The organism is Corynebacterium propinquum DSM 44285, assembly GCF_000375525.1.
Taxonomy (GTDB): Bacteria; Actinomycetota; Actinomycetes; order Mycobacteriales; family Mycobacteriaceae; genus Corynebacterium; species Corynebacterium propinquum.
Window position 1 is genome coordinate 34,644 of sequence record NZ_AQXC01000014.1, and the last position, 17,806, is coordinate 52,449.

General features: G+C 55.1%; 18 protein-coding genes and 3 pseudogenes. 6 read left to right on the forward strand and 15 right to left on the reverse strand.

The genetic code is table 11. The features are described 5' to 3' along the window. Window positions 1–7: 7 nt before the first annotated feature. Genes B142_RS0110770 through serS form a run of 3 tightly spaced genes read right to left on the reverse strand, consistent with a single transcriptional unit; the run spans window position 8 to window position 2,984 of the window. Complete coding sequence (locus tag B142_RS0110770; RefSeq protein WP_018121562.1) at window positions 8–862, reverse strand: HAD family hydrolase; 855 nt, start codon at window positions 860–862, stop codon at window positions 8–10. After that, complete coding sequence (locus tag B142_RS0110775) at window positions 859–1,737, reverse strand: lysophospholipid acyltransferase family protein (protein WP_018121563.1); 879 nt, start codon at window positions 1,735–1,737, stop codon at window positions 859–861. Before B142_RS0110775 ends, B142_RS0110770 begins: the two co-directional genes overlap by 4 nt. Beyond that, window positions 1,734–2,984, reverse strand: a complete 1,251-nt coding sequence (gene serS / locus B142_RS0110780; RefSeq protein WP_018121564.1) for a serine--tRNA ligase — start codon at window positions 2,982–2,984, stop codon at window positions 1,734–1,736. The genes B142_RS0110775 and serS overlap by 4 nt, the downstream gene beginning before the upstream one ends. A gap of 44 nt (window positions 2,985–3,028) precedes the next feature. On the opposite strand from serS, the gene B142_RS0110785 reads away from it, so the two are divergent. Together B142_RS0110785 and B142_RS0110790 are read left to right on the forward strand one after the other, a co-directional pair. After that, window positions 3,029–4,051, forward strand: a complete 1,023-nt coding sequence (locus B142_RS0110785) for a septum formation family protein (RefSeq protein ID WP_026168087.1) — start codon at window positions 3,029–3,031, stop codon at window positions 4,049–4,051. 32 nt (window positions 4,052–4,083) lie between these two features. Next, on the forward strand, window positions 4,084–4,431 hold the full coding sequence (locus B142_RS0110790; RefSeq protein WP_018121566.1) for a metallopeptidase family protein: 348 nt from the start codon (window positions 4,084–4,086) through the stop codon (window positions 4,429–4,431). Window positions 4,432–4,445: 14 nt separating this feature from the next. On the opposite strand, the gene B142_RS0110795 is transcribed toward B142_RS0110790, so the two are convergent. Together B142_RS0110795 and pheA are read right to left on the reverse strand one after the other, a co-directional pair. Beyond that, on the reverse strand, window positions 4,446–5,096 hold the full coding sequence (locus B142_RS0110795; RefSeq protein WP_018121567.1) for a histidine phosphatase family protein: 651 nt from the start codon (window positions 5,094–5,096) through the stop codon (window positions 4,446–4,448). 36 nt (window positions 5,097–5,132) lie between these two features. Beyond that, a complete protein-coding gene (pheA, locus tag B142_RS12645; RefSeq protein WP_018121568.1) occupies window positions 5,133–6,005 on the reverse strand; it encodes a prephenate dehydratase in 873 nt (290 codons plus the stop codon). 114 nt (window positions 6,006–6,119) lie between these two features. Between pheA and B142_RS13365 the strand changes: the two genes are divergently transcribed. From B142_RS13365 to B142_RS12650, 4 genes and pseudogenes are all read left to right on the forward strand, one after another. Next, window positions 6,120–6,365 (forward strand): ribbon-helix-helix domain-containing protein, encoded by a 246-nt coding sequence (locus tag B142_RS13365; RefSeq protein ID WP_018121569.1) that lies wholly within the window; start codon window positions 6,120–6,122, stop codon window positions 6,363–6,365. Window positions 6,366–6,429: 64 nt separating this feature from the next. Then, a complete protein-coding gene (locus B142_RS0110805) occupies window positions 6,430–7,545 on the forward strand; it encodes an amidase (protein WP_018121570.1) in 1,116 nt (371 codons plus the stop codon). Between the two features lie 497 nt (window positions 7,546–8,042). After that, a complete protein-coding gene (locus tag B142_RS0110810) occupies window positions 8,043–9,338 on the forward strand; it encodes an LCP family protein (protein WP_081604995.1) in 1,296 nt (431 codons plus the stop codon). Window positions 9,339–9,496: 158 nt separating this feature from the next. Beyond that, window positions 9,497–10,073: pseudogene (locus B142_RS12650) on the forward strand (transposase); the annotation flags it as partial. Between the two features lie 63 nt (window positions 10,074–10,136). Here B142_RS12650 and istB read toward each other — a convergent pair. The 10 genes and pseudogenes from istB to B142_RS12685 form a co-directional block, all read right to left on the reverse strand. Then, a complete protein-coding gene (gene istB / locus B142_RS0110820) occupies window positions 10,137–10,934 on the reverse strand; it encodes an IS21-like element helper ATPase IstB (protein ID WP_018121573.1) in 798 nt (265 codons plus the stop codon). Window positions 10,935–11,137: 203 nt separating this feature from the next. Then, window positions 11,138–11,692 carry a Mu transposase domain-containing protein gene (locus B142_RS13055; RefSeq protein ID WP_081604992.1) on the reverse strand — a complete coding sequence of 185 codons (555 nt, stop codon included), beginning with the start codon at window positions 11,690–11,692 and terminating at the stop codon, window positions 11,138–11,140. A gap of 3 nt (window positions 11,693–11,695) precedes the next feature. Continuing rightward, on the reverse strand, window positions 11,696–12,139 hold the full coding sequence (locus tag B142_RS13060) for a helix-turn-helix domain-containing protein (RefSeq protein WP_018121575.1): 444 nt from the start codon (window positions 12,137–12,139) through the stop codon (window positions 11,696–11,698). 424 nt (window positions 12,140–12,563) lie between these two features. After that, window positions 12,564–12,755 (reverse strand): annotated as a pseudogene (locus B142_RS12660) (hypothetical protein); the annotation flags it as partial. Between the two features lie 61 nt (window positions 12,756–12,816). Beyond that, window positions 12,817–13,623: a chymotrypsin family serine protease gene (locus B142_RS12665; RefSeq protein ID WP_144736899.1), complete on the reverse strand. Its 807-nt coding sequence runs from the start codon at window positions 13,621–13,623 to the stop codon at window positions 12,817–12,819. Next, complete coding sequence (locus B142_RS13715; RefSeq protein ID WP_161796694.1) at window positions 13,620–14,003, reverse strand: SdpI family protein; 384 nt, start codon at window positions 14,001–14,003, stop codon at window positions 13,620–13,622. The genes B142_RS12665 and B142_RS13715 overlap by 4 nt, the downstream gene beginning before the upstream one ends. A gap of 24 nt (window positions 14,004–14,027) precedes the next feature. Beyond that, complete coding sequence (locus B142_RS12675) at window positions 14,028–14,948, reverse strand: sporulation-delaying protein SdpB family protein (RefSeq protein WP_147579094.1); 921 nt, start codon at window positions 14,946–14,948, stop codon at window positions 14,028–14,030. 7 nt (window positions 14,949–14,955) lie between these two features. Then, entirely contained in the window at window positions 14,956–15,522 is a 567-nt protein-coding gene (locus tag B142_RS13065) for an SdpA family antimicrobial peptide system protein (RefSeq protein WP_018121579.1), read from the reverse strand. 43 nt (window positions 15,523–15,565) lie between these two features. Continuing rightward, window positions 15,566–16,255: a sporulation delaying protein family toxin gene (locus tag B142_RS0110855; protein WP_018121580.1), complete on the reverse strand. Its 690-nt coding sequence runs from the start codon at window positions 16,253–16,255 to the stop codon at window positions 15,566–15,568. A gap of 342 nt (window positions 16,256–16,597) precedes the next feature. Then, window positions 16,598–17,806, reverse strand: a pseudogene (locus B142_RS12685) (IS256 family transposase); the annotation flags it as partial.

Below are 17,806 nucleotides of genomic sequence, written 5' to 3' on the forward strand. Positions count from 1 at the left end.
GGTTGTTCTACAGCCACCGTTCTATGATTTCGGCGATCCCGGCATCGTCGTTAGACCCAGTCACCATATCAGCCGCCTGGCGCACTCTCGGGTGTGCGTTTTCTACCGCGACCCCTAAACCGGCCCACTGCAACATTTCGATGTCATTGGGCATATCGCCGAAAGCCACCACCTCTTGGGCGTCCACCCCCAGGTGCTTGGCGAGATATTCCAGGCCAGCGGCCTTGTTGACCCCTGGTGCTGCAACCTCCAACAACCCAGCGTCGATGGAATACGTCAGGTGTGCCCGACGGCTATCAACATGCTCTGCCAGCAACACGTACATCTCGTTGGCGGTCATAGCCGGGTTGCGCAGCAGGAATTTCACGGCTGGTTTGTGCCACACCTGTTCCGTGGGAGCGGTAATAAATTGCGAATCCGCCCACGTGTGCGCGTAGTTTTCCGCGGCAACAAATAGCTCGGTGGGGTCTTGCCGCACAGAATAACCGGCGTATTCTGCAGCGATGCTCACCCCGCCATAGGGAGCAAAAATGTCTTGCGCAGTGTAGTAAACCTCTTCCATCAACTCTGGCGAGATTTCCGCGGCGGTAAGTACCTCATCGGCGGCACAGTCATAAATCACCGCACCGTTGGAGGTTACGCACACCGGGCGCACGGCGAGTTGCTCCAGCACCGGCTGCAACCAGCGAAAAGGCCGCCCCGTCGCAAGTGCGAAATGTATTCCCTGTGCGGTGGCCTGGTGTACGGCATCGCGGACTCGCTGCGGCACACGGTCTGCCGAGTTCAGAAATGTACCGTCGATGTCACTCACGATCAGCCGCGGGGCCGGGCCGACGGCGTCGGTTCCGCAAGGCTGGCTCACTTGTGGTCTTTCTTTCCCGCTTTCGCTGCTTTTGCAGCTTTCTTCCGGTCACGTTCGACCCGTGCGGCGGCATCAATCTCGGCGGCTTGTTCCAGGGTTGGTGCGGCACCGCCCAACGATGCGGGCATCCACGGCAAGCCGGGCTCGAAAGGCCCGTGGCGCTCAGCGTATTTCTCGCGGGTGGTCTCCAGCAGCTTTTCCATCGCTTCTTTAAGTGTTGCGGTGTCTTTTTCTGCAGAACCGCTCAGCTCAATGGGCGTGCCGACGGCAACCCGAATCGGCACCTTGGGGCGCAGCAAATTTTTCGGCAAGCCTTTGGTCCAGACGCGCTGTGAACCCCAAATAATCACTGGCAGCAACGGCGCATCTGCTTCATCTGCGATGCGCACGGCACCGGTTTTCAAATCTTTGATTTCAAATGCGCGTGAGATCGTAGCCTCTGGGAAAATCCCCACGAGCTTGCCTTCGCGCAATTTTTGCACCGCAGCATCCTTGGATGCAGCACCTTTTCCTGCAGAACGGTCCACGCTGATGTGGCCCATCATCCGCAGCAAAGTCCCTACCACCGGCGTATCGAAAATCGCCTTTTTCGCCATCATGCGCACGGTGCGGTGCCCGCGCACGTAGGCCGGGTAGCCCCCCAAGATGAAGTCGTAATAGCCGGTGTGGTTGATCGCCAGAAGCGCGCCACCATCAGCAGGGATATTTTCGGCGCCGTCCACGGTCACTTCGATGCCCTGCAGAAACATCAGCCAGCGAGCCATCGGCACCACCGGGGTGCCATACGGAAACTCGCGGGCTTCTTTCGGGTGCTTGTTCAGCTTCGGCAGGTTTTCCGGCACACGGAGCCGAGCCCGGCTGCGGTAGCGCGTCACGCCAGGATCTCCTTGCCGACGAACGGCCGCAGGGCTTCTGGAACCACCACGGTGCCGTCGGCTTGCTGGTGGTTTTCCAGAATCGCGACCAGCCAGCGAGTAGTGGCCAGTGTTCCGTTCAGCGTCGCGGCAGTCTGAGTTTTGCCCTGCTCATCGCGGTAGCGCGTCGACAAGCGGCGTGCCTGGAAGGTGGTGCAGTTCGACGTGGAGGTCAACTCACGGAAAGTCTGCTGGGATGGCACCCAGGCCTCGTTGTCGAATTTGCGTGCAGCAGAAGTTCCCAAATCGCCACCAGCGACGTCGATGGTGCGGTACGGAACGTCGATGGCCGCCAGCATGTCCTTTTCCAGGTTCAGCAGAGCCTGGTGTTCGGCTGCTGCATCCTCAGGCTTGCAGTAGCTGAACATTTCCACCTTGTCGAACTGATGCACGCGCAAAATACCGCGGGTGTCCTTGCCGTGCGAACCGGCTTCCCGGCGGAAACACGACGACCAGCCGGCATAGCGAATCGGGCCGTCGGCAAGATCAATGATCTCGTCCTTGTGATAGCCCGCCAGCGCCACCTCCGAGGTGCCCACCAGGTACATATCATCGCGTTCCAGGTAGTAAATCTCGTCGGCGTGCTCACCCAAAAAGCCAGTACCGGACATAATTTCTGGGCGCACCAAAACCGGCGGCACCATCAATTGGAAACCGGCTTCGCGGGCTTTCTGCGCGGCGAGCATCATCATGCCCAGCTGCAGGAAGGCACCGTCGCCAGTCAGGTAATAAAAACGCGCACCGCCGACCTTGGAACCGCGGGCCATATCGATCAGGCCCAGTTTTTCGCCGAGTTCCAGGTGGTCTTTCGGCTCGAAATCAAAATTCGGGATTTCGCCGACGCGCTCGATCTCGATGAAGTTTTCTTCGCCGCCCGCCGGTGCGCCTTCGACGATATTCGGCAGCCGGTACTGGATGGCGGTGACCTCATCCTCGGCGGCTTTTTGCTCTTCCTGCGCCTGTTTGACCTTCAGTTTTAGCTCCGAAGAACCTTCCAGGAGCGCTGGGCGCTGCTCCGCAGAAGCCTGACCAATCTTTTTGCCGAATGCCTTTTGCTCCGCGCGCAGATCATCCGCGGTGGCAATGGCGCGACGGCGCTTTTCATCAGCAGCCAGCAGCTCGTCGACAAGCTGCGGGTCCTCGCCGCGGGTGCGCTGCGACTGTCGGACAAGGTCAGGGTTTTCGCGCAAAAACTTCAGATCAATCACGCCTCTAGAGTTTAGCGTGAAACGACAGGGTAAACTAGCTGCCGATGAGTACTCAGGCATCATGGCGATCAGCAGTAGCAGTGCGCACCGCGCTGGTGACTGCCCTCGCCAGCGCAACGGCATTAACCGGCTACGGGCTGTTTTCCGACGACGGCGCCGCCTCCACAGGCCAGGCGAACGACAGCACCGTCAACGCCAACCCGACAACGGAGTCTGCGCAGAAGCCGAAACCACAGGTGGCATCGTTTACCACCGCTGATGCCGGCGCGTGCCTGACCTGGAATATTGACGCCGACGGCAAGATTAATAGCTTCGAGCAGGCCGATTGCGCCGAAGAGCACCGTTTTGAAATTTCCGCGCGGGAGGATCTGAGTGCGTACCCGACTGCCGAGTTCGGCCCGGAGGCGGAAATTCCTGGCACCGCCCGGCAGGCCCAATTGCGCGAAGAACTCTGCCGGACGCCAACGTTGCGGTACCTGGATGGGCGCTTTGATCCTTCCGGGAAGTATTCCATTGCGCCAATTTTGCCGCCCGCCCCGGCCTGGGAAAACGGGGACCGGACCATGCTGTGCGGTTTGCAAAGCACTGATTCCCGCGGCGTTCCACAATTGACCACCGGCAAGGTCTCCGAGCGCGACCAGGCCCGCGTGTACAGCGCGCAATCGTGCCTGCGTATCGAGGAATCCCAGACGCTGACGGAGGTCGCCTGTGGCGAGCCGCACCAGATGGAGGTGACTTCCACGGTCAATCTGTTGGAAAATTTCGCAGACGGCTACCCGGCCGAAGAAGCGCAAGATGAGTTTCTTGCCGACGTCTGCACCCGCGCCGCCGAGGATTACTTAGGCGGCGAAGAAAACCTGTATCAGTCGACGCTGCAACCGTATTGGGGCGCACTGAGTGAGGATTCCTGGCGCAACGGTTCCCATTCGGTGAATTGCACGCTGGTGCATGCCCGCGATGGCGGCGGTTTTTCCACCATTGAAGGCACGGCACGTGAAGGACGCGGTGCGTTGACGATCGATGGCGGCCCACCGGAAGAACGCCCGGAGCGCAACCCACGGCGCTAGCTGGCCGTGGTAACCGATTGCGGTAACTGATCATGGTGGACATCAGCGACGAGGATTTCGAGGAGCTAGTGCTGGATGCACTGGATAAAATCCCGGATGATTTTGCGTATCGCCTGCGCAATGTTGCCATTTTGATTGAGGATTTTCACCCGGAAAACCCCGAGATTTTAGGCCTGTATGAGGGCGTGTCCTTGGTGGAGCGCACCCACCACCACACGGGGTTTTTACCGGACGCGATTTTTGTCTACCGCGAGGCGCTGAAGCGTTATTGCAGCAGTGTGCAGCAGCTTGCCGACGAAGTCGAGGTGACTGTGTTTCATGAGGTTGGGCATTATTTCGGTATGGACGAAGAGCAGCTGCATGCCGCTGGTTTTGGGTAAAGGTTGCTCGGTACCTAAAGCAGCACCCCCAGATCATAATCGCCCCAGCGGTCGAGCTTCCACTGCCCAAATTCCCGCCCTGCCGGGTCCAGCACGATATAGCGGCAGTTCGGCAGATACCAGTCAAATGCTTGCCGTGCGTCCAGGCCGGTGAGGTAACGTGCCACAACGCGCACCACGGTGCCGTGGCTGGCAATGACCGTGGTGTGATCGCTGACTGCGGCTTGTTCCATCACTGGTAAATAGCGCGCCAGAATCTCGGGGTAGGTTTCACCGCCGGGGGTTGCTGCGTGTTCGTCGCCTTCGAGCCACCGCAGCAAACACTGGTGATATTCGGCGATTTTCCCCATGTCTTGGCTCATCTCATAGTCGCCAGCGAAGACTTCATACAAACCTGGGGTGACCTGCACCGGGATGGTATAGGGTTCTAGCCCTCGGAATTGCTCGAAGGCCCGGGCAGCGATCTCAGAGGTTTGCTGCGTGCGGATGGCCATCGACGACCACCACTGCGGGATTTCTCCCAGTTCACGGGCAAATTCCTCACCGACAGCGTGGGCTTGCCGACGCCCGAGCTCGCTGAGTTCTGCTCCCGGCGGGCGGGTATCCAGGTAGCCGTGGATATTGGAATGCGTTTGCCCGTGGCGGAGCAAAATGACTTTTCCCATGCTTAACCCCTGCCTATGAGTTGCCGTGCCTGTGAATTACCGTGCTTTGGGCCAGGAGCCGAGGAATTGCACTTTCTCGCACCGCCGCTCCAGGGCGGCGACTGCCGCGGCCACCGGCGCGTCGTCGATGTGGCCATGCATGTCGAGGTGAAAGCGGTAGGTGCCCAGTCCGGTGCGCGTCGGCCGGGATTCAATGCGTGATAAATCCACCCCGTGGCCAGCGATTTCCTGCAGTACGCCGGCCAATGCGCCGGGTTCGTTGTGCACATGAAAAATGATTCCGGTGCGATCGTTGCCGGTGCGGGGTGCACCGTTTCGCTGCGCCGCAGTAAGTGCAATGAAACGAGTCTGGGCGCCGGAAACATCCGCCACCCCTTGTGCCATCCGCGCGAGCCCATGCAGATCAGCGGCATTATCCGGGGCAGCAGCGGCATCGACACGGCCTTGCGCGACCATGCGTGCGGCCTCGCCGTTGGATGGGGCCGGGATGAACTCGGCATTCGGCAAATGATTGTCCACCCAGGTGCGGATTTGCTGATACGCCACCGGGTGCGTCGCAATGCTGGTAATCGCGTGCGGCTTTGCCGCGATTTCTTCGGTACCAGTCAGGATGCTGAATTGGATATCCAGTGTGGATTCGGCGAAAATCTGCAATCCGGGGTTTTCCACCAATGCATCGTGCGTGGCAGTCACTGCGCCTTCGACGGAACTTTCTGCGGCTACGACGGCATAGTCGGCCTCGCCTGCGCTGACACGTCGTAAAGCCTCACCTGGCGAAGCCACCGGAACAGCGGTGATACCAGCCCCTGCATCGTGTCCCGCCCCAGCAAACGCCCCGGCGCGCTGTAGCTTGTGCAGTGCAGCCTCGGTGAAAGTTCCGGCGGGTCCCAGGTATGCCACGGTGCTCATGCCCGCTAGATTACCCTGCCACTTCACATCGTTCTGAGATTTCACATTGTTGTGCGATTGAAAAGCACGGAAGCAAATAGTGCCTTGAGGATATTTTCGTTATACGATATAGTCATGCCCGTTAAAGCAACAGAACATCAAATTGATGCCTGGGTTTCTGAAGCCGAGGCCGGTTATGACGTGGAAGCACTAAAAAAACGTGGTCGCGGCCGACCAGGTCGAGGTGCTCAACCCTCCCAAGTAATCGCTGTTCGATTAACCGCCGAAGAACTAAAAATGTTAGACCAACTCGCTGCAGAAAAGCACTTATCACGCTCAGAACTCATGCGACAAGCGATTACTTCAATGACGGCTGCATGAGAGTTACAAAATCAGCAAGGCACGACCGAAATATGCCCAGCTCCTGGACCTGAAGGGGCTTTAATTGCAAAAATTGCCTCACCACCTCCCCAACCCTGAGCGGCTGGCGGGTTGGTCGATTCCGGCAAAGGATCTTTACGACGTCGCCGGGCTTCCCACCACCTTGGGCAATATCTCCCGCAGATATATTGCCCAGCGCACCGAGCCGTTTCTGGCGCATCTGCAGGCCCAGGGCGCGCGCATAGAGTCGAAAACCGCGTCATCTGAGCTGGGCTTACGCATTGATTGCGAGCCGGTAGGCCTGCCCGCCCCGACAAATCCCCTGTGGCCGGGAGCTACCCCGGGTGGCTCTTCTGGCGGTGCTGCAGAACAGGTCGCACTCGGTACTGTGCGCGCCGCGCATGCCTCGGACGGCGGTGGTTCGATCCGTGTTCCGGCTGCGGCCTGCGGGCTTGTCGGCTTCAAACCCACCACCCCGCGGCCACCGGGGATGCAGAACGGGGCGTTGGCGGTGCAGGGATTTGTCACCACCACGGTGGCTGATTCCGCTTTCTTGCACGCGCTCAACCCCAGCGTTTCTCGTATGCGCGTCGGCCTGTTGACGGACCCAATTTTGACAGACGCCGAGGTTGCCGATCCCATGTTGCAGGCCACAGAGCTAGCCGCCGAAGCGCTTGATTCCGCGGGCCACCAGATTATCCCGATCACTGCGTTTCCCGGTGAGCGTACCCTAGACGCCTTCCGCACGATTTTTAGCTCCGCGCTCGCCACCGCGCTTGCCGACGACACATTAGCACCAGGCTCAGGCACCGTCGGCTACCCGCACTGGGTGGTGGAGCTAGGGCGTCGGCAAGCGCCAACGGATGTGCAGGCAGCGAAAAAACACGCCTTCGCACTGAATGGTCTGTTGCATTCTTTTTGGAACGTTGATGTGGTGTTATCGCCCACGCTCTCCCACGATCCACCGCCGCTGGGCCATTTTGCTGCGATGGAGCACGCCCGGTGTTTTGCCGAGCAAACCCGTTGGTCGCCATGGTGTTCGGTATTTAATATGACGGGACGGCCCGCTATCTCTATTCCGGTGGCTTTGCCTGGGCGTCCACCGGCTGGGGTACATCTGGGGTCAGTCACGCTTGCCGACGACGAGCTGCTCGGGCTCGCACTTGATGTGCATGCCTGAGTTTTTGGCTAACGAGCAGCCTGCGAGCAAGGGTAGGTAAAGTATCTGCCATGAATGATCGCGGAGAACGGCCAACTGGACGGCACGGGGAATCCCACGGGCCTGCAGAAGGTGACGTCGTCCTGGGGCGCGACGGTAAGCCGCTGCTGGATCGCTACGGTCGGCCGGTGCGACGGCGCCCGCGCCCGGCGCAAGGTGGAACGCGGGAAGGTAGTGGTCGGCATTCCGCTGGAAGCAACCGACATTCCGCTGACGGCGGGCGGCATGCCAAGCCGGAAGCTCCGCAAGAAGCTTCGCGTGTCCCTCGTGCTGCGCGCCCAACGCGCACTAATCGGGCCGATTCGCGTGCAAACCGCCCGCAAATTGATCGAGAAAAACTGCGCCGCGAGCGCGCCATTTATGACGCCCAGCGAGCCAACTCCGCGCGTAGTAATGCAAGCCGCGAACAGCTACAGCAGCAACGCAACCAGAGGAGAATCCCTGCGGAACCAACCCGTATGGATCTCGGTGGTCCAGCAGCTGGCGGTGCTATCGGTGGTGCTGTCGGTGGCGCCGCAGCAGGGTACGCGCAGGGTCGTGCTGCGGGGCATGGACGTCACGGTGAAGTGCCGCGTCGTTCCGCGCAACAATTCCCCCAGGCACCCCCACAGCAACAGCCCCCGCAACAGCGGCCGCCACAAAATTATGTCGGGCAGCCCTACGCGCAACAACCGGGGCAGTATCATCAACAACCCGGTGGGTATGGGCCGCATGGCCATCCAGGACAGCACTATCAACAACCTGGGCAGCCCTACCAGCAAGCCCACGTTGATCTACGGAATCAGCACCCCGGTGCAACCGCCGGGCACGGTTTCGGAAAGTTTAGTGCGGCCGGGTTGCGCTCGAAGCTGCGCCGCCCAAAATTCGGTTGCGTGGGGTGTCTGGGCTGGCCGTTGGCAGTGCTCGTGGTGTTACTGCTGGTCATCGCTTTTTGGGCAGACGCCCAGCTCACCCGCGTGGCTTCGGAGCCTGAGGCGCCTATCGGATCCACCAAGGGCACGAACTGGTTGTTGGTTGGTTCGGATTCACGCGTGGGCTTAAGCGAAGAAGATATCGCGCGCCTGGGCACCGGTGGCGATATTGGAACGGGCCGCACCGACGCGATCATGTTGCTGCACCTGGAAGGCACCAGTGCACAGCTAATTTCCATTCCTCGCGACAGCTACGTCGACGTACCCGGTTTTGGGCAAGACAAGATCAATGCGGCGTTTACTTATGGCGGCCCACAACTATTGACGCACACCATGGAAGCCAACACCGGCGTCAGCATTGACCACTACGCCGAAGTGGGCATGGGCGGTTTGGCCAATATTGTCGACGCTATCGGCGGAGTGGAATTGTGCCCTTCGGAGCCGATTGATGATCCATTGGCGAATCTCAATGTTGGCGCAGGATGCCAAGAAATGGACGGTGCCAACGCACTGGGCTATGTGCGTACCCGTGCCACCGCGATGGGTGATTTGGACCGTGTAGAACGCCAGCGAGAGTTTTTCTCTGCGCTGATGCACGAGGCCACCAACCCGTCGACGCTACTCAACCCGTTTGATGTATTCCCGATGATCAGCTCGGTATCGAAATCGTTTACCGTCGGCGAGAGCGATCACGTATGGCACCTGGCCCGCCTGGCATTGTCAATGGGTACCGGGGTGGAAACCACGACGGTACCGGTGGGAGGTTTCGCCGATACCGACGTCGGAAACGTGGTGCTCTGGGACGAGATTGAGGCAGAAAACCTCTGGAACTCGCTGCGCTAGTTATTGACCCTACAGATTAGAATCTGGTGCGTCCTAGTTTTTGTTCGGTTTGAATAGCTCGCAAAATCTTGACTGCGCCCAAAAATATGATCAGGCTGCGAAGGAGAGTGTCAGGAAGTTTGTGTGTGAGGTTCTAATCTGAAGGAGTTTCACCGATAATGACTACGGTGTCACCGAAGAAAAGCCATGACCCGACGAGGGTCAACGAGATCAGCGAGAAGCTGATGGAAAACCCTTAAGCTCGCCAGCTTGATCAGCGAGCTGTCGGCTTCCGCTGATGATGCAAGCGAGCTGGTCAAAGGCCTGCTACAGGCATCGATCAATGCTGGCCTACAGGCGGAGATGGATGCGCATTTGGGCTACAGCCATTCCGACCGCAACACCAAAGCCCAGGTCAAAACCTCACAGGAGAATAACCACCGCAACGGGTCGTACATCAAGACCGTCAATTCTGGATACGGCGCGGTGGAAGTAACTGTGCCCAGGGATCGTGCCGGCACGTTTACTCCCCGCATGGTGCCCAAGGGTGCACACAGGCTCACAGAGCTCGACGACATGATCGTCTCGCCCTACGCCGGCGGGATGACAGTGCGCGATATTTGCCACCATCTTTCCACCACGCTGGGGGTGGATATGAGCCCGGATACGATCAGCACCATTACCGATGCGGTCTTGGATGAGGTCATGATCTGGCAAAATCGCCAGCTCAACGAGTTTTACCCGGTGATCTTCCTTGTTAGCGACGGTCGAAATGTAGCCCAATTCCGACGGTCGAAATGTAGCCCAAGTTTGTGTTTGTTAGCTTAGCGTCTCGTTGCGTTCTGCGGCGACGGACGGTAGTAGGTCATCGCGACCAGTAATGCGATAGCTCGTTCCTTTGTGCGTGATGATTTCTGCGTGATGAACGATGCGGTCGATCATTGCAGCAGCGATGGCCGCGTCGCCGAAGCACTCGGTCCAGCGTGAAAACGTAAGGTTCGACGTCATAACCACTGATGCCTTCTCGTAGCGGGTCGAGACTAGCTGAAAAAACAAGTTCGCAGCATCAGCTTCGATCGGCAAGTAGCCGACCTCATCGATGACAAGCAGGTCGTAGCGGGCGAGCTTTTTGAGAAACTTCGTAAGCTCGCCTTGACTATGAGCTGTGGTTAGCTGGGATACCCAGCCGGCAGCGGTATCAAAAAGGACTCTAAATCCTTGTCTAGCTGCGATAACTGATAGTCCAATGGCGAGGTGGGTCTTCCCAGTTCCTGGTGGTCCGAGGAATACAACATTGTCTCCTTGGGTAATCCATGCTGAGGTTTCCAAGCGTGCAATACGCGCACGGTCTAGGCCAGGCTGGGCCGTGAAGTCGAACTCGTCGATGGTCTTTACTTGGGGAAAGCCAGCACGTTTGATGCGTATCTTTGCCCCGGATTCGGCGCGTGCTGCTTGTTCAGTAGATAAGACTGCTGCCAGGTATTCCTCAAAAGTCCATGCTCCATCGCGAGCCTGCTGCGCAGTGTGCGCATACGAGGCAGCGATGCGTGGCGCCTTCAGCGCCTGGCATAGGTGTGCGAGTTCGGAATCGATTTGGGTATGTTTTGGTTTATTCATGCGCAATGCTCCCATCCTGAAAGCGTGTCGTAGATCTTCAGATCTGGTATTTCAACCTCTGCGTCAGACGGAATCTTGGCAGGACGCGCAAGCTGTTGACGCATGGTCTTTGCTACGCGGGCATGCTCGGGATCCGTGATGACCTGGTTCTTTCCCCAGACTCGTTTATGTTTGGCCAACAGGACTCCGGTGCTGTCGGTGACTCAGACAATGTCGATGCCGATCATGATCGTGACGATTTTGCCGATAGCTGTCGGCATGACCGAGTACTTGTTGGAATCGATGTGAACGTAGTAGTTACGAGGAAGGCGTTGCTGACGCAACGATCCTGTTTGCGGCAGATAGGGCGGCAACGGCCGCATCGTGGTCTTCTCGTCTTTCCACCTATCGATGGGACGTTGTTTGAGTGTGGCATGGATACGCTGGTTGGCAACAGTGCCAATCCAGTTATCTAGCTGGTGTTGTGCATCGTGATGATCGCGGAAACTGCGACCGGGAAAGAACGAAGTCTCCAGATAGCGATTGTGCCGTTCAACGATCCCTTTGGTTTCTGGATCCCTGGGAGGTGCTTGTTTGACACCCATGCCTAAGGCCCCGGAAAATCCCAAGACCTGGTCCGTTAAACGAGCTCGGCCAATACCGGACTCGTGGTCCCAGAGGATGTGTTGCGGAATTGCTTGAAAGCGTTGTTCAAGGAGCATCCACATCCCGGATACAAGGTCACCGGTTGTTTTCGTCGGCAGGATGCATGCCGCCATAAATCATGAATACGAGGCCACCATGACCAGTACGGGTGCTGGGAATACACCTCCTGTGTCGTTAGGGATGCCGCCGGCAGGAAACATCAGATCGCATTGAATTTGCTCGCCAATGCGATGCTTGAGCGTATCGACAGGATCTTGAGGAAGGTACTCCGGCCGGATTTTGCGAATGTTCTCACGAAACCATGACATCGACCCAGTCCAGCCGACGCGTTTGGCGATGACGGTTGCCGCTATCTGCGGCTCATCATTTAAAAGTGCGCGTACCTGTGCTTCAACGAGGTCGAAAGCACCGTGTACTTTAGGCCGCTGCCTATATGACGGCGGCTCGTTAGAAGCTAAAGCGCGTTCAACGGTCTTTTTGGCACAACCGACTTCAGCCGCGATCTTTCTAATCGACATGCCCTGCGCGTGCAGTACTCGAATCTGCGCCCAATTATCCATGGAAATCACCTATCCAATTCTGATTGAATGGGCTACTTTTCGACCGCTGCTACTGGGCTACTTTTCAACCGTCGTTAACACTACTACTATCACAATCATCCGGAAACGGATACGACCGAAGCCCAAGCGGCTTAAACACCGCCTTCCACAAACCCAGGCCGATTCAGGAAACCGCCTTCGCCGTGAGTGTTTAACGTCTGGCTGATGAACTCGGGCAGTGAAACGATTCCGATGCTCATCGATGAACCGGATCATTTCTTAACAATTTGGGTCGAGTCATGAGGCGAAAAGCTGAGGCGGCTTTCAACAACTCATTGGTGTCGCGAAGCTGGTGATTTTCTCGACGCAGCTTGGCGACCTCTGCCACAAGGTCCTCAGGCAACCGTTTAGTAACGCGTCCCTCACCTCGAGCGGCCTGCGTCCATTGCCTCGCTGTGTGCCACGAAACTCCCAGCTTTGGGTGCCATGATCTTGCAGGCTGCCTGCATGGAAAGGTTCTCCGCCAGGATGCGATCTTCTACCAAGCGGACCACGCGATGCTTCGCTTCCTGGTCAAATTTTTCTTGGCATGTTCCAAATTTTCCCATCTACTCAAACGGAACAAAACCTGGGGCACTTCACAGCATCTACACATGTGCCTAGAGACAAAGACCGCCGTTCAAAGCTGAACCCGAGCACTACAGATGCAGCTTCAAGTTGTATTGTCGCATTTTAGACAAAATGGGCTGGTTAAGCGATTTGGTGGCATCATCATTGCTGCCAGCTGACCCCAGAGCTAACGGCACAATGGTAGACCCGTTAACTCCAAAGACTGGCCCACCAGAATCCCCGGTATCGCTAATCCGGCGAAAGAAAAGCTCTCCCTTCTCTCCTATGGAATCGAAAGGGCCGCAAGATAATCCCGATCTAAAACCAAGGCCACAAATAAAGTCGAATCGAGTAAATGATGCCGAAGGAGCATCTTCATAAGTCATTTCTACTGGGAGGTAACGATTTTCCAGAGGAACTGTTGCCCCCACAACAGATAGGTCAATAACTTCGATCAACGCAAAATCTGAGATGCCAAGATCGGACGTAGTCTGATAATCGGAAACAACTACCTTTCCGATGCTAACAGTTTCGCCATCTTGGTTAGTAAAAGAGAACCTATCCCCTTGAGCACCACAATGCCCGGCAGTGGATAATAGAATTTGATCTCCCTTTTCAAAAAACCATCCTGCAGAACACACCTTTCCTTTATCCTGGTTAGTAATCGCAACTCCTGGAGACAAAACTCTCGGAGCAGCTAAATAAGAGAAGCCCCGGCTATTTCTGTAAATCTTCTCAAAAGCCGGCCCTTCCACGGCATGAGATATTCCGCTAGAGAGCGAAGAACTCCCCTCCGAGGAAGAGAGAACAGTGGCGCTACTGACACCTGCTGTAAATAGGCATACAAAAAGAGCCATGACGACCCCAACCAATAGAGACTGAATTTTACGACTCACCGTGTTTTACCCATTCTTCGTTCATGCTTTGCTACAACGCGGTCCCCTAAAAAGACTAGGACGGCAAAAATAGTAATCCCCAAAAACAAGCTGCAACTAAAAACTACACCCGCATAACTGTTTGCGGTAAAAATCACTATTTCATTAACTACCGCAGCCAAGCTAAAATAGACAGCTAACGATGTAAAGTACGGCGACATTGCCCTATGGGCCATCACCCAGTTTTCTTTTGAACTCAACACACGCGGCGTAAGTATGCCGGGCAAGGAAGTATAAGTTAACGATTTATACTCACCTTTGGGGGACTCTTTCGCGATAAAAAATGTAAAAACCCCTAAAACCGAGAATGTTACTAGCGTAAAAACTGCAGATGTTATCAATTTTCGCTCCTTAAGGACCAAGAGTTAGTGTGCTACCAATTCAGTTTCACAATTACGGAACCTATCCCCCGTTAATCCATCATTCAATTTGGACGATTTTACCACGCCAAGGTAAAGGATTAGAGCACCGCTCATAATAATAGAAAAGCTCACCAACCCCATAATGAGGGCAATTCCTAGATGGAAAATAATCCCGGCGATCATCAACCTCCGCTTTGTCCTCCCCTGAGATAACCAACCAAAAGCGAGCATAAATTCGAGCAGCAGCGTTCCCCAAGTAATTAGCACTACAAACCACGGACTATTGGTAAAAAGGGAAAATATTTGTTGCCTTATTCCTACGGCTCCAAAGTTGGGATCGGATGCCCAATAGTAGATTGCGGTGCCTTCCAGCCATTCATCAACAGCTAGCTTCTCTACTGCGGCAAAGAAGTAAACGATAGACATTTGAATCCAGATGACAATTAGGCCAGTGAAACGGACCCCCGACCCAAACTCGGGCCATTGCATAAAGCGGTCGAAACTAATTCCCCTTTTCATCCATTGATTCCATCGCCAGTCAAGGAGTCCTATCGGCATCATAATGATTGCGAGATTGGAGGCCAGCTGGTCGCCCCCTTCAGGAATGGCCAATGTAGCCTGCAAGCTCCACGCTGCATAAGCAAAAGGAATGGCAGTGAGTGCTGGGAACGCCCCAAAAACTACTAGTAAAAACGTCAGTACTGCAATCCATCTACCAGCTTCAAATCCAAATAAACAGAAGAGTGTTTGATCTAAGATCTCTCCGGTCCCACAACGCCCCATTGGAAACCTAGTGTCATCAGGAGCAAATAAAATCGAGCTCCCATCCATGCTTACGGTTAGCAGTAGACCCAATGCTACTAGTGATCGACCAATGCCATAAGCACCGGAAAATGTCGAATCAGCTAGGCTCTTTATATACATTCTCACTCTAATCACAATTCACTTTCACAAAGAGGTATTTAATATCATTCCCATTTGCAAACCCGGATTGGCTATAAGCCCATGGATTGGGTTTTTGCTGAGTGATTAGAGAGGGTCCGCAAATTGTCTTGATGGGATAGTCGTTATTAACTTCTATGGGATTTTTATCTTTGACAGAGTTCAAACAATCATCACGACTGGTGGATAGACACGTCTTCCAATTCTCCGACTTGGGCCCTCCAACATGCGTTAATAGCTTAGCGAGTTCCAACCCCCTAAGCCGCGATCGTCTACTTGCACCAAAATAGTTTGTCGAAGACGCGTTAGCCACGTCGTCCGCTAACCATTTTCGGTCAGAACCTAGTTTGTAAAAATTCAATCTTTCTTCTTGAGGGTCCTTCGTGAAGAAACCCCACCCCTGGGGCACAATAGCAGTAAGCTTTTCTTTTTCGATAAATGAAACGGAGCTACGGACGGGCGAATAAGGCAGAAGGGAAAGGATCACGACCATGCAAAGAAAAAATACACTAATCATCCAAATACTAAGTGCAGTTCTTTCAATTAACTTGCTCATTAATCTTTTCTCCTTCTGGCTTTCACCCAAAATAGTGGTTGGATTACGTAGTTTTTAGTTCGTGAGCCAGAGTTGCGATCATTGTCTGTCGCTGCAAGGGTGCGTTCTCTTCAGAGACCGGGCTCCAGGTTTTATCAGGCCCCCATAGGGCTGCGTAGACGTTAATTGCGGCCCCAACATTGATCACAGCACCATAGTTCCAGGCCAAAGCAACAGTCCAAACGCAGCCACCTACACCGATTGAACAGGCTTGAGGGGTCATTTCACCTTGTTCTGCATTCTCAGGATATGCAGTCTTCACGTACTGTTTAATATCTTCTTGGCCTCGAGTAATAGCACGCTCAACAGATACCGGGTTCCCGCTAGTCATTTCTTTGGCGTACTTGGCAAAGTATTCAGGATCCTTTTCCTGGAGGGCATCCATGGTCTCCGTCGCAAAACGTGTATTTGCTTCCTCATCGAAATCAGGAGACTCCCTAATATCTTGTACCAATGTCAGGTTTTTAGCTTTCTCTCCCACCATGAAATGTACTGCGGAGAAGATCTCTTTACCTTGCTGAGTCTTCTTAGATTCATCAGTTGTCTGATCTTGTGAATCGGACGAAGAATCCCCTCCATGGTTGAAGATACCGCTGGAACCGAGCGCTGATGAATGGGCAGATGATACTGCGGGAGTTGCTGCCACGACTGCAACAATCAAACAACTCAGAAGTTTGATTTCTTTATTTTTCATATTCCGATTCTTCCCTAGTGAACTGCTTTACACGAAAGCTACCAAAAACACGGATCAGAACTTAATGTCTTCCTGTCCATGGAGCCCTTGAATGTTATCCAAGCCACAGCAGAAAAATCAAGTCTGCATAGGTGGTGTATGAGTTCTTTCAAATCGTCGGTGATCTGTTAGCAAAGATCGGGTCCGGCACGGGCCTGAGTGTGGTTGGTCATTAGGCTGCAATCTCCTTGCCTACCGGGGTGGTTGTGTCGGCGTCGATGACATCGGCTACGATCAACTCCTTAGTTTGCTCTAGACTTGTCAACGGAGCGTGTCAAGTTGTTTGTGTGTGGGGATGATTTCTTAGAGGTATTTATTGAAGCGGTCGGGGTAGGCCACAGCCATTTGGTTGATGGCTTGTTTCCAACCGGAAACTCGGGCTCCTTCCATGAGTCTTCCGGCTGTCGCCGAGACTCGTTTGCCCTGCTTCGCCCTCTTTGCAGCTCGTTTATCTTCAATGTTGCAGATCATCAACCACAACGTCTTCAGTGCTGATTCATCGTTGGTGAACTGCACCCTATTGCGGGTGGCTTTTCGCAGCTCATTGTTCATCGATTCAATGGAATTCGTCGTATAGATTACCTTGCGGGCTGCCGGAGGAAACTGCAAAAACGGGACGAACCGCCCCCACGCGTCGCGCCAGACCTTCACGGGCCTGGGGTATTTCTCGCCAAGCTCAGAGGATGCGAACTCAGCCAGTGCTGCAGCAGCACTGGACTCATCAGGGGCGGTATAAACCTTCTTCAGTGCTGCTGACACGGTCTTACGGTCCCCGTAAGCTACCCACCGGTTAGCTGCACGAATAAGATGCACCACACAGGTTTGCACCATCGAACCTGGCCAGGTTGCCTCTACTGCTTCAGGTAGGCCTTTCAGCCCGTCGCAGCAGACAATGAAGACGTCTTTAACCCCACGATTAGCCAGGTTAGAGCACACTTGTGCCCAAAACGACGCGCCTTCTTCTTTAGCTATCCACAAGCCCAGAATGTGTTTGATTCCGTCAACATCAACGCCGATGGCCATATAGGCAGACTTGTTGACTACACGTCCACCATCACGGACTTTGATACGCAACGCGTCAAGGAAGATCACGGGGTAGAACTCATCTAACTGGCGGTTTTGCCACACCATGACTTCATCNAGGACTGCGTCAGTCACAGCGGAAATCGTCTCATGGGAAATATCCACCCGCATAGCAGTGGCCATATGGTGCCTGATATCGCGGATAGTCATCCCACCGGCATACAAGCTGATGATCATCTCACTCGACATCCGTTAAACGCCTCGAGCCCTTGGGAACCATGGTCGGGATAAACGTCCCGGCTCTGTCCCGGGGGATTTCTACGGTAACCGGCCCGTAGTTGGAATCAACAGTCTTCGGGTAGGTGCCGTTGCGGTGATTATCAGTCCCAGTAGCAGTTTTAGCTTCCCGATCACCGGATTGATAGCCGAGGTGGGCATCCATCTCAGCATTCAAACCCTAGAGTCAATCGAGGCTTGCAGCATACCTCT

Bases quoted from the DNA above. Each gene is read 5' to 3' on its own strand.
- B142_RS0110855 (WP_018121580.1), bottom strand. From the start codon at position 16,255: ATGAAAAATAAAGAAATCAAACTTCTGAGTTGTTTGATTGTTGCAGTC.
- B142_RS0110795 (WP_018121567.1), bottom strand. From the start codon at position 5,096: ATGGGAAAAGTCATTTTGCTCCGCCACGGGCAAACGCATTCCAATATC.
- B142_RS0110810 (WP_081604995.1), top strand. From the start codon at position 8,043: ATGGATCTCGGTGGTCCAGCAGCTGGCGGTGCTATCGGTGGTGCTGTC.
- B142_RS0110790 (WP_018121566.1), top strand. From the start codon at position 4,084: ATGGTGGACATCAGCGACGAGGATTTCGAGGAGCTAGTGCTGGATGCA.
- B142_RS12675 (WP_147579094.1), bottom strand. From the start codon at position 14,948: ATGTATATAAAGAGCCTAGCTGATTCGACATTTTCCGGTGCTTATGGC.
- B142_RS13065 (WP_018121579.1), bottom strand. From the start codon at position 15,522: ATGAGCAAGTTAATTGAAAGAACTGCACTTAGTATTTGGATGATTAGT.
- B142_RS0110785 (WP_026168087.1), top strand. From the start codon at position 3,029: ATGAGTACTCAGGCATCATGGCGATCAGCAGTAGCAGTGCGCACCGCG.
- pheA (WP_018121568.1), bottom strand. From the start codon at position 6,005: ATGAGCACCGTGGCATACCTGGGACCCGCCGGAACTTTCACCGAGGCT.
- istB (WP_018121573.1), bottom strand. From the start codon at position 10,934: ATGAATAAACCAAAACATACCCAAATCGATTCCGAACTCGCACACCTA.
- B142_RS13060 (WP_018121575.1), bottom strand. From the start codon at position 12,139: ATGGATAATTGGGCGCAGATTCGAGTACTGCACGCGCAGGGCATGTCG.
- B142_RS13365 (WP_018121569.1), top strand. From the start codon at position 6,120: ATGCCCGTTAAAGCAACAGAACATCAAATTGATGCCTGGGTTTCTGAA.
- B142_RS13055 (WP_081604992.1), bottom strand. From the start codon at position 11,692: ATGGCGGCATGCATCCTGCCGACGAAAACAACCGGTGACCTTGTATCC.